Consider the following 14,975-nt stretch of genomic DNA (forward strand, 5'->3'; position numbering starts at 1 on the left):
TTGCGCCGTATATTTTGGTTTGACCCCGATATCCTATGGTCTGCCTCTATTTCTGTATGGGATCAGAAAAGACCAATTGCAGTTGTCGTGGTCTGGCTCCGATATATTTGCCGATATTCCGACCCCAATATTCCAATGCGGCTCAGTGCATAAGTTGCTCGATTTTCAGATAGTTGTTTATTGCTGTTAAAATTTCTTCCGCTTTGGGCTCGAAAGCAATTCGCTTGCTGTTGTATAAGTTTGCAGCCAAGCTTGGATTGAATTTTTGCAAGTCGGATGTTCGCGGAGCTAGATCTGGCATTCTTTGGGAGAACTCAGTAGTGGATTCTCCAACCAGAAATAGATTTTTTGTGATTAGATCATTGAACTCTGTAATAAGCCTTCTGATGTTCGATGGTAGGATGGGAGATATGGATAATCGCTTAAGTTCGGCTTGGGTATCCGCTAATTTCTCGGTATACGCAATCGCGGGGTGCTCATATTTCTGCCAATTTGAAAGCAGAATTGCGGGGTTTGTAATGACTTTTTTAGGAGGCTCGGTGGCGGAATCTTCAGGCCCTTCTGTGATAGGTCTCAAATATTTTTCAGAAACAATGGCCCTGGTAAGTATTTTATATACTTCTTTTTGATGTTCTTTGTCAATTTTCACTTCAGATGCAAAGAAATTATCTACGTAGCTATCTACCATTTGATAGGTGTTTAACCTGATGATTAGATTTAGGTCGCATTCCTTAATAAACTCTATTTCAGTTTTATTCTGAAAAAAACCCAACACTTCTTCGAAGATTTTAAGTTGTAGCTTGAAAACTTCGGTTCTTATAGGTGCGAATAGAGTTTTTCTAGCTTGCAGGTAACTTAAAATTGTTATCGATCCTACGATCAAAAAAAATAATATATTTGTAATTTCTTTGATGTCTGTAATCATGAACTGCTCCATTGTTAGCGTATTTATCGGTCCTAAACGTATAGTAACTGTGGGCTATCACCCGCGGCAATGCGTTATTCTGGAACGATGCCGAACCATTGGTGAATTACTCTGGATTTTCATTTGTATGTAGGTAAAAGTTTTCAGCTTTCGTGGGGAAAAATCCCACGGCTTTCTAAGCTTGCCCGTCAGACCTTACACCGCTAACCTCCTCAAGCCGCTACAAACCCAGCGGCCGGAGGTGGAAGTCCGTATTGCTAAGGCGTTTTAACTCCCGAAAATATTTGGAGCTTCGCCCATGCCTAACAAATCACGCAAACCTTATGTCGATCAAAACACTGCGCCCGTCGATGCCAAGCTACAAACGGCTGCCCAACGAGCAATTCACCATTACCTGCCACCATCTGACGACAACGCCGCCCCCGCCGACCACCCAACCGGCAATCTATTCTCCGTCAGCCCCAACATCGACACCGAAACCCTCCTAGCCAACGCATCCGAAAACCTCGACTCCGCCAACCAAATGGCCGCCACCCTGGCCTTCGACCTCGAAGACCCGCACCGCGCCATCCTCCTCGGCATCCAACAACTCATCGACCTAAGCGCTCTACTCGTCGCCCGAGCCCAGGAGCAAGTCGCACCTGCCGCCAACCCAGCCAAAGCCTGACCCCAACCCCGCCGCCTCACCCCAAGGCGGCAACCTGAACCCATGCTGTCACCCCGCAAAGTTTCATAATTCCCTGCACCGTTGAGGACTACGCTCCCACTTAAGAGAGGCCCCCCGCACCTCCAGCCCATAGGGAACTGAAAACATGATCTCGAACCTGGTTAAAGTCGTGATGATTGCTGGCACGCTGCTGTTGGGCGCTTGTTCGACGGGTTCGTCGGGCGGAGGCAGTGACCCTTGTTTTTCAGGCGGATGCCAGGCGTTTGGGGACCATAGCCCGAGCAAGGCGGCCAAGATGAATTTTGGCGGGAGTGGGTTGGGGAGTAGTTATGGGGAGTATGGGTCGGGGTTGTTGCATGATGATTGATGGGGTGGTGGGGCAGTCATTTGTTGGTTGACTGACCCACCGCTATCGCGGGCAAGCCCGCTCCCACATTAGAGTTTCCACATTGGGGTGTGGTGGTGTGGGAAATATCAGTGGCCGCCTTTCATGCGGCGGGCGATGAGGTAGATGCCCAGGCCGGCCAGCGCTGTGGCGGCGCCGATGTAGCCGGTGCTGGTCCAGCCGTAACCCGCCGTAATCGCCATGCCGCCAAACCACGGCCCCAGCGCATTCGCCAGGTTGAATGCTGCGTGGTTGGACGCTGCCGCCAGGCTTGGGGCTTCGTGGGCGATGTCCATCAGGCGGATTTGCAGCGGTGCGGCCAACGCCACCATGGTGCCGACCAGGCCCATGCTCAGCAGCACGCCCCACAGCGACGATGCCGCGAAGGGGAAGAACAGCAACACGGCTATCGACCACACCAATATCAAGCCCACGGCGCGAAATTGCATACGGTCGAACAGTTTGCCGCCGGCAATGTTGCCGATGATGCCGCCGACGCCAAACGCAGCGAGGCCGAAGGGGATCCATTGTGGCGAGACTTTGGTCACTTCGAGCATGGTCGGGGCGAGGTAGCTGAACACGCAGAACATGCCGGCAAAGCCAATCGCGCCAATCGACAGGGCCATCCACACTTGGGGTTTGGTGAAGGCGCGCAGTTCTTTGCGCGGGTCGCTGCGTGGTTCGTCGTGGCGGTCGGGCACGAATTGCCAGACGAGGAAGAGGGTGCACACGGCGATGGCGCTGACCAGGGCGAACGCCGAGCGCCAGCCCAGGTGTTGGCCCAGGAAGGTGGCGATGGGGTTGCCGAGCAGCATGGCGAGGGTGAGGCCCATCATCACGCGGGCCACGGCGCCGGCGCGTTTGTCGTTGGGCACCATGCTGGAGGCGACGACGGCGGCGATGCCGAAGTAGGCGCCGTGGGGCAGGCCGCTGATGAAGCGGAAGGCCACCAGCGAGCCGAAAGTCGGGGTGAAGGCGGTGGCGAGGTTGCCCAACGCGTACAGGCCCATCAGTAATAAGAGCATGTGTTTGCGCAGCAGCTTGGCGCCGAGGATGGCCAGCAATGGCGCGCCGACCATGACGCCGAGGGCGTAGGCGCTGATGGCGTGGCCGACTTGCGGTTCGCTCAAGTTCAAATTGTGGGCGATGTCGGGCATCAAGCCCATGATGGCGAATTCGCCGGTGCCGATCGCGAAGGCGCCCACGGCCATGGCAGCTTCCATTTTGGCGGCGCTGCGCGCGGGCAGTACGTGCCCGGGTGTTTGCTGGATAGTCATGGGTAACTCTGTTTGGAAGGATTGCACGAAGGACTGCCGCCGATGCTACGCAAGCAACGGCGAAGGTGTCTAGAACAGCCGTTTGCCGCGGAGTTCAGTTTCATCTAGGCGCCTGTGACGCCACGTCGCGCCTGTCAGGCTTGACACTGACGGGTTAAAACCCGCGATTTAGAGCTGTCAATTGGCCAAAGGACGCATAAACGCCGTTTAGCGTGATATTCTGCGCGCCGTCTTGGTCTAGTCTTTCCCCGGTGCGTACACCCGTATACGTCCCGGCGGTTGGCTGTCGCCCAGGTAGCTGAAGCCAATAATGATAAAAAGTCAGCGCAGAAGGGACATAAACAGTGAGGTCGATACGTCGGCCTTGTGTGCCCACCCTGCGGTTCTCATGTGAATGTGCAAACCCCGCGGCGCGCTGCCTGGCGCGGCGTGATTGAGGGTTGCCCATGATCAGGGGCGGTGGGGCGGATGGCGTTTTATCATAGGTGCTACTGATGTTTAAAAAAGTAAACACTGCCCTGCTGGGGCTGGCTTTGTCGATGGGGATCACGTCCGTTCACGCGGAAGAGGCAAAGAAAGTCGATGTGCTGCTGATCGGCGGCGGCATCATGAGTGCGACCCTGGGTGTTTGGCTCAACGAGCTGCAGCCGGACTGGTCGATGGAGATGGTTGAGCGTCTTGATGGCGTGGCCGAAGAAAGCTCCAACGGCTGGAACAACGCCGGTACCGGTCACTCGGCCCTGGCTGAGCTGAACTACACCCCGGAAGACAAGAACGGCAACGTTGAGATCCCGAAAGCGGTCGAGATCAACGAAGCGTTCCAGATCTCCCGTCAGTTCTGGTCCTGGCAGGTCCAGCAGGGCGTGCTGAAGAACCCGCGTTCGTTCATCAACTCCACACCGCACATGAGCTTTGTGTGGGGCGATGACAACATCAAGTTCCTGAAAAAACGCTACGAAGCCCTGCAGGCGAGCCCGCTGTTCGCCGGCATGCAGTACTCCGAAGACCCGGCGCAAATCGCCAAGTGGGTTCCGCTGATGATGGAAGGGCGTGACCCGAACCAGAAAATCGCGGCCACCTGGACCCCGATCGGCACCGACGTGAACTTCGGCGAGATCACCCGCCAGTTCGTCGCTCACCTGCAAACCACGCCGAAGTTTGACTTGAAACTGTCGAGCGAAGTGCAGGACATCACCAAGAACGCCGACGGTTCGTGGCGTGTGAGCTACAAAAACCTCAAAGACGGCACCAAGACTGAAACCGACGCCAAGTTTGTGTTCATCGGCGCCGGCGGCGGTGCCCTGCACCTGCTGCAGAAGTCGGGCATTCCTGAAGCCAAGGAATACGCAGGCTTCCCGGTTGGCGGTTCGTTCCTGGTGACCGATAACCCGGCCATCGCCGAGCAGCACCTGGCCAAGGCCTACGGTAAGGCTTCGGTTGGCGCACCACCGATGTCGGTTCCGCACCTGGACACCCGCGTGCTGGATGGCAAGCGTGTAATCCTGTTTGGCCCATTCGCGACCTTCTCGACCAAGTTCCTGAAAGAAGGCTCGTACCTGGACTTGCTGACCAGCACCACCACCCACAACATCTGGCCAATGACCAAAGTCGGTATTCGTGAATACCCACTGGTTGAGTACCTTGCCGGCCAACTGATGCTGTCGGATGACGACCGCTACAACGCGCTGAAAGAGTACTTCCCGAACGCCAAGAAAGAAGACTGGCGCCTGTGGCAAGCCGGTCAGCGCGTGCAGATCATCAAGCGTGACGAAGAGCAGGGCGGCGTCCTGAAACTCGGCACCGAAGTGGTCAGCTCCGCCGACAACACTATTGCAGGCCTGTTGGGTGCATCGCCAGGCGCGTCCACCGCGGCTCCGATCATGCTGACCGTGCTGCAAAAAGTGTTCAAGGACAAGGTGGCGACCCCTGAGTGGCAAGCCAAGCTGCACCAGATCGTACCGAGCTACGGCACCAAGCTGAACGACAGCCCTGAAGCTGTTGCCAAGGAATGGGCCTACACCGCCGGTATCCTGCAACTGACGCCGCCGCCTGCGATTCCGCAGTTGAACGCGCCAAAGGCTACCGAGGCTGCCAAGCCAGCGGCTGAGCCGAGCAAGCCGGCGTCTGACCTGGCGCTGTAAGCCAAAGGTTAAACCGCTGTAAGAAGCCCGCTGAACCGGTAACGGTCAGCGGGCTTTTTTGTGCCCAGTGTTTACACCTTGAAGTGCCTGACTTGCTCATGCAGGTGCAAGGCCAGTGCATTGCCGGGATCGCACAGCAGGTACAGCCGCCATCCTCGCGGCACTGCAGCCCTTGATGACGGCGGCGTTATCGACCGGCAGCAGCGCCGAGCGCAGCGGTGGCTGGCAGTGGGCCGGGCTGATCACCAGCTTTGCTGGGGTCTGTATCGTGATCGCCGGGCAATACAGCAATAGCGGCCAAAGCGTCGGGCTGGTTATGTATTTGCTGCCACTGGCCGCCGCGTTGGGGCTTACGCTGGCCACCCTGTATGAGCGCCGCAGTGGGCAACGCCAGGACGCAGGCTTGGTGCTGCCGCTGTTCTCCAGTCGCTGCTGACCTTGATCGGCTTCACCTTTGCAGTAACCGACCGTCGCGTGCGCTTCCTGAGGCCTGCCAGTTCAGCAAGCTGACAGACATCACCTGTTACAAAGAACCCAGGCCTAAGCAGGAGCGTGGCTGAAACATGGGGGCATTTTTTACTGGTGCAGGTGTTGGGCTGTAACGCCCGAGGATTTTTGTATGTTGCTACGTTATGCAGCAATGGCGGCAGTGGTCGTCGCGGCATCCGGGTGTGTGCAAGAGCGCGTTGTGCATGACCGCAGGCCGGTACAGCGTGAATATGTCGAAGTGGTTGCGCCACAACCGCCACCGGTCCAGGTGATCGAAGTCGAACCCGCGGCACGTTACGGCTATGTGTGGTCGCGCGGTTACTGGCGCTGGGAAGGCGGGCGATACGTCGCGGTACACGGCCATTGGGAGCAAGTGCGCGAAGGCTATCGTTATGTGCATCCGCACTGGGTGCAGCGCAATGACGGTTACCACTGGCAGGGCGGCGGCTGGGTGCGTTGAGCCTGCGCTAGATCGGCTTCTGGGTGCCCAGGAGCCGAACCTCCCGCAACAACGCGGCACCGAGTTGATCGGTGCCCAGTTCCTTGTAGCCCACTGCCTTGATCTCGCCGTTCTCTTCGGCCTGGATGATGATCACCGGCGTTTCTTTGCCCGTGGCTTCGTCCACATGCACGGCATATTGGGGAATCTCCAGCTTGATCGGCGTACCCGCCGCTTTGCCTTGCACGTTGATCAAGAACGCTGCACAGCCGGTGTCCACATCCGCGCTGGTGGCAGAGCGACCACTGACGAAACAGCTTTTCGGCAGGTCGGGCCAGGCGATGGTGTCGGCGGCAGCCAGGGTGGAGGCCAAGCTCAAAGTAGCGAGTAGCAGGATGCGCACGTGAGTCTGTCTCTTGATCAAGGTTGAACGCGGTTTTACCAAAGCCTGAACAGCGTCGCAATGGTGTGGCTCAGCCCAGCCGTTTCATGCCTGTGGCCTTGGCCGCGTTTTGATCAAAGGTGGCGGTGTATTCACAACCGGCCGCATGGGCGCAGCGCTCTATCAGGTAGTCGGCGAAGTCGGCTTTGCCTGCGGTGAATCGGCGCAGAGCCTGCCAGATGATCTCGGCATGTTCGACGGTCAATTCACGTGTGCGCAACAGCGTTTCCAGCACGGTCACCACCTCACTCTTGGCCGACTCGTAGCAGCTTTGTAACACCCAGACCAGTTCCACCACCGACACCAGGCTGACAAAGCCTGGCGACAATGTGGTGAGTGATTCGATCAGCTCCGATGCCTTGGGCGATTGGACCGGGTCATCCTGGGTGACATAACGCACCAGCACATTGGTATCCAGGCCGATCATCGCGCTTTTGCTCCCTGGGTGGCGATGGCGTGGTTCATGGCATTGATCGACACGGCCTGGGCGGGCTTGCGGATCAACCCCTTGAGGTCCTGCACGGTTTTGCTCGCGGCAATGATGGAAAACTTTCCGTCTTCCGTTTCGACAAATTCAACCCGGTCGCCGGTTTCCAGGCCCAATGCGGTGCGCACTTGGATAGGAATGGTGATTTGCCCTTTTGAGGTAAGTTTTGCGGTGGCCATAGCTAATAACTCCATCGTGATATTCCTTACCCTAAGGTAAGGATTGATGAAGGGCAAGATCCGTTGGTCCATAGGTCGCTCTGCTGGTGTGAGTAAATGGGAACAGGTAAAACCCTAGTTCGAACTGTTCGCGCTCACACGCTTTCCTGCACCCCAAAGAGATACAAGCTATGACCGACCGCAAGCTCATCATCCCTCCTGCCATGCAACCCATTGTTGAGCGCGCGGGCTACGTGCCAGCCGTTAAAGTTGGAAACACTTTGTACTGCGCAGGCCAGGTTGGCCGCACGCCGGAACTGGCCGTGATTGAAGACCCCGAGGCGCAATTCATGGCTGCCTGGGGCAACCTGCGGCAGGTATTGGAGGAGGGCGGTTGCAGCTTTGATGACGTGGTCGACATGACCACGTATCACGTGAACATGAGCCAGCACATGGCGGTTTTTCGCGAGGTGAAAAACCGCCTGTTTCCACGCGGGCATCGCGCCTGGACGACCATCGGCGTGTCAGAACTGGCGCATCCCGGGTTGCTGGTGGAAATCAAATGCGTGGCGGTGCAGCGTTAGTTATTGGACCACGCGATAACACGGCACATACGCCGCGCCGCCCGGCAACTTCATACGGTGCTGGGCAACAAACGCCTGTAGCAGCTCATCCAGCGGCTTCATGATTGCCGGGTCGCCGTGAATCTCATACGGCCCATGCTGCTCGATCAAGCGAATGCCTTTGTCCTTGACGTTACCCGCCACAATCCCCGAAAACGCGCGGCGCAGGTTGGCTGCGAGTTCGTGGGGCGCCAGCGCGTGGCTGAGTTGCAGGCTGGCCATGTTTTCGTGGGTCGGGTCGAACGGGCGCTGGAAACCTTCGTCGATCTTCAGCAGCCAGTTGAAGTGGAACGCGTCGTTGCGCTCACGGCGGAACTGCTTCACGGCCTTGAGCCCGGCAGTCATCTGGCGCGCCACTTCGGCGGGGTCGTCGATGATGATCTGGTAGTGCGCCTGCGCCGCTTCGCCCAGGGTGGCGCCGACGAAGGCGTGCAGCTGTTGCAGGTACGGCGCGGCGTGTTTCGGCCCGGTGAGGATGACCGGAAACGGCACGTCACGGTTGTCCGGGTGCATCAGGATGCCCAGCAGGTACAGGAACTCTTCGGCCGTGCCGGCGCCGCCCGGGAAGATGATGATGCCGTGGCCGACGCGCACGAAGGCTTCCAGGCGTTTTTCGATGTCCGGCAAAATCACCAGTTCGTTAACGATGGGGTTCGGCGCTTCGGCGGCGATGATGCCCGGCTCGGTCAGGCCCAGGTAGCGCCCGCCGGTGATGCGTTGTTTGGCGTGGGAAATGGTCGCGCCCTTCATCGGCCCTTTCATCACGCCGGGGCCGCAGCCGGTGCACACGTCGAGGCTGCGCAGGCCCAGTTCGTGGCCGACTTTCTTGGTGTATTTGTATTCTTCGGTGTTGATCGAGTGCCCGCCCCAGCACACCACGATTTTCGGTTCCACGCCCGGGCGCAGCGTACGGGCGTTGCGCAGCAGGTGGAACACGTAGTCGGTGATGCCTTGGGAGTTGCTCAGGTCGATGCGCTGGCTGTCCAGCTCGTTCTCGGTGTAGACGATGTCGCGCAGGGCGCTGAACAGCATTTCGCGGGTGCTGGCGATCATTTCGCCATCGACGAAGGCGTCGGCCGGTGCGTTCAACAATTCCAGGCGCACGCCGCGGTCCTGCTGATGGATACGCACTTCAAAATCTTGATAGGCGTCGAGGATGGTCTTGGCGTTGTCGATATGCGCGCCGGTGTTGAGGATGGCCAGGGCGCACTGGCGGAACAACGTATAGATGCTGCCGGTGCCGGCTTCACTCAGTTGTTGGACTTCACGTTGGGACAGGGTTTCGAGGCTGCCCTTGGGGCTGACGGAGGCGTTGATGACTTGACGTTGGGGCATTCTGATTCCTTGAAGGCGCAGCCATCGCACCCGTCTAGGGCAGCGATGGCCTGAAAATGGTGAGCGCCGAATTCGGTCGCACGAGACTGTAGTTTGGCCGCCTCTCGGGCAGGGCGCAAACACCGTCCAGCACCATCATGCCGCAGAACTTACTGAATCAGCTTCCAGTTTTTGTAGAAAACCCGACGCAGGGTAAACACCAGCCCGGCAAAGCCTGCGATCACGGCGTTGAGCACTGAAGGCAGCAGGGTCGGCCGCACGATATCAATGAACAGGCAGTAACGTTTTGCGTCGTTCTTGTTGAAGGACGCGTGCATCAGCGTGTCATCGAAAATAAACAGCGGGTTGTCGTGCCAGTAGTGCTTGTGCTTGCCCACCTGGATATAGACACCCTCATGGTGCGGCGCCGGCGCCATGTTGTAGAGCACGCGGAACATCATGCGCAGCGGGCCGAAGTGGAAGGACGTCGAGCGGTTTTCGTTGAACACTGAGACGCCAATGGTCTTCACATACGGCAGTTTTTTGCGCAGTTGCGGAATGTCCAAAGTGGTTTCAATCGGGCGGCCGTACCATTGGAAAAACAACATGCCGCGCTTCTTCTCGGCCATGCGTTCATCCAGGTAGCTGATGATTTCATCCTTGTTGGCCATGGCATCGTCGATCACCTGCTGCAGGTCTTCACGCCAGGCCGGCGGCAGGTCGCGCATGGTGTAGACATGGCGGTTGCGCAGGCTCAGCAGGTCGAACAGGGTGTTGAACGGCGCCAATATCCAGGTATTACGGCCGCTGCCGATGAAGTACTTTTTGATCGTGTCGGCGTCATACAGGCCGTTGCGCAGGAAGTCGTAGACCCCGCAAACCAGCACCAGGCCGAGAAATACCGCAGTGGTCATGGGAAACAGGCAAATAATCAGCAGGACGCCGATTGCCCAGGCGACCGACACTGCATTTTTGCGTAAGGCAGACTTGCTCATGAAACTCAGCTCCAGCTGGACGCCATTCGACAGGTCCGGATCCGTGGCTGCGAGTGGTGGGGGTGTTGAAACATGTTGATACATCCCCCTTATGATAAGGCGTTCAGCGACGAATAGGCGTTTTAAATATTGCGAAATTGTGAAGGAATTGAACAAATCTTCACGGTTATGGTCTGGCGCAGAGTTTACGCCGCAAACCCGTAGGAGGGTGAACGGTAGCAGGCATACGCCAAAAAGCGCTGCGCCGATTGAATTTTGTAAACAGAAGATTTGCGACTATCGTGACGCTTCGGTTTTTTGGACGTCATAGACCGGTACGATTAAGTTGAATGGCCACCATTGGCCTTCGGCACCTTGGAAGAGGCAGAAATTTTATGATCATCAAACCGCGGGTTCGTGGCTTTATCTGTGTGACCGCTCACCCTGTTGGCTGTGAAGCGAACGTCAAGGAACAGATCGACTACGTGACCCAACACGGCGTCATCGAAGGCGGCCCTAAAAAGGTGCTGGTCCTCGGCGCTTCCACCGGTTACGGCCTGGCCGCGCGCATCAGTGCTGCGTTTGGCTGCGGCGCCGACACCCTGGGTGTGTTTTTTGAGAAAGAAGGCGAAGAAGGCAAGCTGAGCTCCGCCGGCTGGTACAACAGCGCTGCGTTCGAGAAGTTTGCGGTTGAAAAAGGCCTGTACGCCAAGAGCATCAACGGCGACGCGTTCTCTGACGAGATCAAGCGCCTGACCATCGAAACCATCAAGAAAGACCTGGGCAAGATCGACCTGGTGGTCTACAGCCTGGCCGCGCCACGCCGTACCGACCCGCAAGGCGTGGTGCACAACTCCACCCTCAAGCCAATCGGCAAGGCCGTGACCCTGCGCGGTATCAACACCGACAAAGGCGTTGTGGTCGACACCACGCTTGAGCCTGCAACCCAGGAAGAAATCGACGGCACCGTGAAAGTCATGGGCGGCGAAGACTGGCAGCTGTGGATCGACGCCCTGCGTGACGCCGATGTATTGGCCGAAGGCGCCAAGACCACCGCGTTCACCTACCTCGGCGAGAAGCTGACCCAGGACATCTACTGGAACGGCTCCATCGGCGAAGCCAAGAAAGACCTGGACAAAAAAGTCCTGACCCTGCGCGACAACCTCGCCGCGCTGAAGGGCGACGCCCGTGTGTCGGTGCTCAAGGCCGTGGTCACCCAGGCCAGCTCGGCGATCCCGATCATGCCGCTGTACCTGTCGTTGCTGTTCAAAGTGATGAAAGAGCAGGGCACCCACGAAGGCTGCATCGAGCAGGTCTACGGCCTGTTCAAGGACAGCCTGTACGGCAGCGAGCCGAAGCTGGACGCCGACGGCCGCCTGCGCGCCGACCTGGCCGAGCTGGAGCCGAAAGTCCAGGACGCCGTGGCCGCGCTGTGGAACCAGGTGACCGACGACAACGTCAACGAGATCAGCGATTTTGCCGGCTACAAGGCTGAGTTCCTGCGCTTGTTCGGCTTTGAAATCGACGGCGTGGATTACGAAGCCGATGTAAACCCGACCGTGAAAATCAATGGCCTGATCCAAGCCTAAAACACGGTCAAAAATGTGGGAGCTGGCTTGTGTGGGAGCTGGCTTGCCTGCGATGCAGCCACCTCGGTGTTTCAGTTGCACCGCGGTGATGCCATCGCAGGCAAGCCAGCTCCCACACATGTCTGCTCCACACACATCTCTGCTCCTGCACTTCATCACGCTCCCGCGCACCCTCACAATCTGCCAGACTCCTTGCGCTATCAAGCCACGCTAACGGAGGATCTGATGACGATTCGTGCAGTAGTTTTTGATTTCGGCGGTGTCCTGTTCGACTGGAACCCGCACCACCTGTACCGCCAGCTGATCACCGACGATCACGAGCGGCAGCACTTTCTTGACACCATTTGCACCCAAGCCTGGAACACCGAGCAAGACGCCGGCCGCAGCCTGGCCGAAGGCACGCGCCACCTGATCGAGCAGTACCCAAAGCACGAACGCCTGATCCAGGCGTACTACGACCGTTGGCACGAGATGCTGCGTGGCGCGTTGCCGGAAGGCGTGGCGATCCTTGAGGCGCTGCATAAGGCCAATATGCCGCTGTTCGGGCTCACCAACTGGTCGGCGGAAACCTTCCCCTATGCGCGCGCCAACTATCCGTTCCTGCAGCATCTGCGCGATATCGTGGTCTCGGGCGAGTTGAAGCTGATCAAGCCGGACCCTGCGATCTATCACGCCAGCCTCAATCAGGTGCGCGCCTATCTGCCGGATATTCAGCCCGGTGAAGTGGTGTTTATCGATGATGTCGCCGGCAATATCGAGGCGGCCGTGGCCCTCGGTTGGCAGGGCATTCACCACGTGTCGGCCGAGCGCACGGCGGCGCGCCTGCGGGAGTTGGGCGTGGCCTTCTAGAGCGCCCACTTTTCCATGGCGAAATCCACAAAGGCGCGCAGCTTGGGCAGGCGGTAACGGTCCTGGCGGTAGAGCAGGTGCATGGGGCGGCTGGACAGTTGATAGGTGGTCAGCAAGGCCACCAGCTTGCCGCTCTCCAGGTCCGGTTGCACCAGGGCATCGGCGAGCATGATGATGCCCATGCCGTTGACGGCCGCCTGGCGCAAGCCTTGCGAGCTGTTGATGGTCAATGTGCCCGCCACCGGGACTTCCACCTCGCCTTCTTCGCCGGTCATGCGCCAGAGCTTGTCGGTGTCGCGCCAGTTGTCGGTCGCCGGGTAGGCGAACGCCAGGCAGTCGTGCTGGCGCAGGTCGTCGGGGGTGTGCGGCGTGCCACGTCGCGCCAGGTACGCAGGTGACGCGCAGAGGGTGAGGGTGTAGGCCTGCATGGGCCTGGCGATCAGGCTGGAGGTTTCCAGTTCGCCGAGACGGATCGCCACGTCGAAGCCGCTGTCGACCAAGTCCATTCGCTCGTTGCTCAACTCCACGTGCAGGTTGATCAGCGGGTAGCGCTGGGAGAATTCGCTCAAGGCTGGTGCCAGGCGCTCGGTGCCGAACACCGGTGGCGCGGTGATGCGCAGGCTGCCTTTGGGGACTTCGCTGTGCGCCTGCTCTGCCAGCAACTCGGAGTCGGCCACCAGCCCCAGCACTTCCAGGCAGCGCTGGTAATACTGCCCGCCAAATTCGGTGAGGCTTTGTTTGCGCGTGGTGCGCTTGAGCAGGCTGACGCCCAGGCGCTGTTCCAGGGCGCGCAAGTGATTGCCGACCATGGTGGTCGACATCCCGCATTCTTGCGCGGCGGCCGTCATGCTGCCGGTCTCGACCACTTTCACATACACCGACATTGCCTGGAACAGATCCATTATCAAGCCCTGGTTTAAAGTCATTGCAGGAATACGCAGTTTATCCAGCTCTAGTGGCTAACGATACTGCACGCATCCCAACGATGCACTGGAGCTTGCCACCATGACCGCCGCCTGCCTGATGACCACGTATCAACCCCTGGCCCTGAGCTTTACCCGTGGCCTGGGCACGCGCCTGTGGGACCAGCAGGGCCGTGAATACCTCGACGCGGTGGCCGGTGTGGCGGTGACCAATGTCGGCCATTCCCACCCCAGACTGGTGACGGCGATCAGTGAGCAGGCGGGCTTGTTGCTGCACACCTCCAACCTTTACAGCATCGACTGGCAACAGCGCCTGGCCCAGCGTTTGGCACAGCTGTCCGGCCTGGACCGTGCGTTCTTCAACAACTCCGGCGCCGAAGCCAACGAGACGGCGCTGAAACTCGCTCGGCTGCATGGCTGGAAAAAAGGCATCGAAGAACCGCTGGTGGTGGTGATGGAAAACGCCTTTCACGGGCGCACCCTCGGCACCATGGCGGCCAGCGACGGGCCGTCGGTGCGCCTGGGCTTCCAGCGCTTGCCGGGGGATTTTCTCAAGGTGGCTTTTGGCGACCTGGCGGCACTGGAAGCCATCACTCAACAGTTCGGCACGCGCATCGCGGCCGTGCTGCTGGAGCCGATCCAGGGCGAAAGTGGCGTGCTGCTGGCGCCGCTCGGCTACTTGAAAGCCCTGCGCGATCACTGCACGCGCCACGGTTGGCTGATGATGCTGGATGAAATCCAGACCGGCATCGGCCGCACCGGCGCCTGGTTTGCGTTCCAGCATGAAGGCATCACCCCGGACGTGATGACCCTGGCCAAAGGCCTCGGCAACGGCGTGCCCATCGGCGCCTGCCTGGCCAAGGCTGCGGTGGCGCAGCTGTTTACCCCCGGCAGCCACGGCAGCACGTTTGGCGGCAACCCGCTGGCCTGCCGCGTCGGCTGCACGGTGCTGGATATTATTGAGGAGCAAGGCTTGCTGCAGAACGCTGCGCAACAGGGCGAGCGGCTGCTGGCAAGGTTGCGGGTGGAATTGAGCGAGCATCCACAGGTGCTGGCGATTCGCGGGCAGGGTTTGATGATCGGCATCGAACTGGCTCGCCCTTATCGCGACCTGGCCTACCGCGCAGCGCAGGAGCACGGCCTGCTGATCAACGTGACGCGCGGCACGATCATCCGGTTGCTGCCGCCGCTGACGCTGGATGCAAAAGAGGTGGAGATGATCGTAAGGGCCATCACCCGTCTATTGGATTAGAAACCGGATCGAAATGTGGGAACGGGCTTGCTCGCGAATGC

Annotated in this window: 16 protein-coding genes and 1 pseudogene; 9 read left to right on the top strand and 8 right to left on the bottom strand. The window is 58.9% G+C overall.

Annotated features, from left to right (window positions below; translation table 11 throughout):
- Positions 1-142: 142 nt before the first annotated feature.
- Positions 143-925: a hypothetical protein gene (locus tag PspR76_RS09345; RefSeq protein WP_159954935.1), complete on the bottom strand. Its 783-nt coding sequence runs from the start codon at positions 923-925 to the stop codon at positions 143-145.
- A gap of 298 nt (positions 926-1,223) precedes the next feature.
- Here PspR76_RS09345 and PspR76_RS09350 point away from each other — a divergent pair, with 298 nt between their 5' ends.
- Positions 1,224-1,592: a DUF6124 family protein gene (locus PspR76_RS09350; RefSeq protein WP_159954936.1), complete on the top strand. Its 369-nt coding sequence runs from the start codon at positions 1,224-1,226 to the stop codon at positions 1,590-1,592.
- Between the two features lie 145 nt (positions 1,593-1,737).
- The gene (locus PspR76_RS31210; protein WP_237235739.1) at positions 1,738-1,959 is read left to right on the top strand and encodes a hypothetical protein; all 222 of its coding nucleotides are present in this window, start codon (positions 1,738-1,740) and stop codon (positions 1,957-1,959) included.
- Positions 1,960-2,066: 107 nt separating this feature from the next.
- Here PspR76_RS31210 and PspR76_RS09355 read toward each other — a convergent pair whose 3' ends face one another.
- Positions 2,067-3,254, bottom strand: a complete 1,188-nt coding sequence (locus tag PspR76_RS09355) for an MFS transporter (RefSeq protein WP_159954937.1) — start codon at positions 3,252-3,254, stop codon at positions 2,067-2,069.
- A 494-nt stretch (positions 3,255-3,748) separates the two neighbouring features.
- On the opposite strand from PspR76_RS09355, the gene mqo reads away from it, so the two are divergent.
- The 3 genes and pseudogenes from mqo (at position 3,749) to PspR76_RS09370 (ending at position 6,344) form a co-directional block, all read left to right on the top strand.
- Positions 3,749-5,395 (top strand): malate dehydrogenase (quinone), encoded by a 1,647-nt coding sequence (gene mqo / locus PspR76_RS09360; protein WP_159954938.1) that lies wholly within the window; start codon positions 3,749-3,751, stop codon positions 5,393-5,395.
- Positions 5,396-5,534: 139 nt separating this feature from the next.
- Positions 5,535-5,857: pseudogene (locus PspR76_RS09365) on the top strand (EamA/RhaT family transporter); the annotation flags it as partial.
- A 157-nt stretch (positions 5,858-6,014) separates the two neighbouring features.
- Complete coding sequence (locus PspR76_RS09370) at positions 6,015-6,344, top strand: YXWGXW repeat-containing protein (RefSeq protein ID WP_159954939.1); 330 nt, start codon at positions 6,015-6,017, stop codon at positions 6,342-6,344.
- Between the two features lie 7 nt (positions 6,345-6,351).
- Here the strand turns inward: PspR76_RS09370 and PspR76_RS09375 are convergent, their stop codons facing one another.
- The 3 genes from PspR76_RS09375 to PspR76_RS09385 all read right to left on the bottom strand — a co-directional run bounded on the left by PspR76_RS09375 (position 6,352) and on the right by PspR76_RS09385 (position 7,503).
- Positions 6,352-6,726: a hypothetical protein gene (locus tag PspR76_RS09375; protein WP_174245605.1), complete on the bottom strand. Its 375-nt coding sequence runs from the start codon at positions 6,724-6,726 to the stop codon at positions 6,352-6,354.
- A gap of 70 nt (positions 6,727-6,796) precedes the next feature.
- Positions 6,797-7,192: a PIN domain-containing protein gene (locus PspR76_RS09380; RefSeq protein ID WP_159954940.1), complete on the bottom strand. Its 396-nt coding sequence runs from the start codon at positions 7,190-7,192 to the stop codon at positions 6,797-6,799.
- Positions 7,189-7,503: an AbrB/MazE/SpoVT family DNA-binding domain-containing protein gene (locus tag PspR76_RS09385; RefSeq protein ID WP_237235740.1), complete on the bottom strand. Its 315-nt coding sequence runs from the start codon at positions 7,501-7,503 to the stop codon at positions 7,189-7,191. The genes PspR76_RS09380 and PspR76_RS09385 overlap by 4 nt, the downstream gene beginning before the upstream one ends.
- Positions 7,504-7,601: 98 nt before the next feature.
- Here PspR76_RS09385 and PspR76_RS09390 point away from each other — a divergent pair, with 98 nt between their 5' ends.
- Positions 7,602-7,994 (top strand): RidA family protein, encoded by a 393-nt coding sequence (locus PspR76_RS09390; protein ID WP_159954941.1) that lies wholly within the window; start codon positions 7,602-7,604, stop codon positions 7,992-7,994.
- Here the strand turns inward: PspR76_RS09390 and ppnN are convergent, their stop codons facing one another.
- A complete protein-coding gene (gene ppnN / locus PspR76_RS09395) occupies positions 7,995-9,368 on the bottom strand; it encodes a nucleotide 5'-monophosphate nucleosidase PpnN (RefSeq protein WP_159954942.1) in 1,374 nt (457 codons plus the stop codon).
- Between the two features lie 149 nt (positions 9,369-9,517).
- Positions 9,518-10,342: an aspartyl/asparaginyl beta-hydroxylase domain-containing protein gene (locus PspR76_RS09400; protein WP_159954943.1), complete on the bottom strand. Its 825-nt coding sequence runs from the start codon at positions 10,340-10,342 to the stop codon at positions 9,518-9,520.
- Positions 10,343-10,716: 374 nt separating this feature from the next.
- Here PspR76_RS09400 and fabV point away from each other — a divergent pair, with 374 nt between their 5' ends.
- Both fabV and PspR76_RS09410 read left to right on the top strand, forming a co-directional pair.
- Positions 10,717-11,910, top strand: coding sequence for an enoyl-ACP reductase FabV (fabV, locus tag PspR76_RS09405; protein WP_159954944.1), 1,194 nt, complete (start codon positions 10,717-10,719; stop codon positions 11,908-11,910).
- Between the two features lie 225 nt (positions 11,911-12,135).
- Positions 12,136-12,759 carry an HAD family hydrolase gene (locus PspR76_RS09410; protein ID WP_159954945.1) on the top strand — a complete coding sequence of 208 codons (624 nt, stop codon included), beginning with the start codon at positions 12,136-12,138 and terminating at the stop codon, positions 12,757-12,759.
- Here the strand turns inward: PspR76_RS09410 and PspR76_RS09415 are convergent.
- Positions 12,756-13,661 carry a LysR family transcriptional regulator gene (locus PspR76_RS09415; RefSeq protein WP_159954946.1) on the bottom strand — a complete coding sequence of 302 codons (906 nt, stop codon included), beginning with the start codon at positions 13,659-13,661 and terminating at the stop codon, positions 12,756-12,758. The two genes, PspR76_RS09410 and PspR76_RS09415, sit on opposite strands and share 4 nt — an antisense overlap.
- Positions 13,662-13,764: 103 nt before the next feature.
- Between PspR76_RS09415 and PspR76_RS09420 the strand changes: the two genes are divergently transcribed.
- A complete protein-coding gene (locus PspR76_RS09420) occupies positions 13,765-14,934 on the top strand; it encodes an aspartate aminotransferase family protein (protein WP_159954947.1) in 1,170 nt (389 codons plus the stop codon).
- Positions 14,935-14,975: the final 41 nt, after the last annotated feature.

The sequence above is a fragment of the Pseudomonas sp. R76 genome, from assembly GCF_009834565.1.
In the GTDB taxonomy this organism is placed as follows: Bacteria; Pseudomonadota; Gammaproteobacteria; order Pseudomonadales; family Pseudomonadaceae; genus Aquipseudomonas.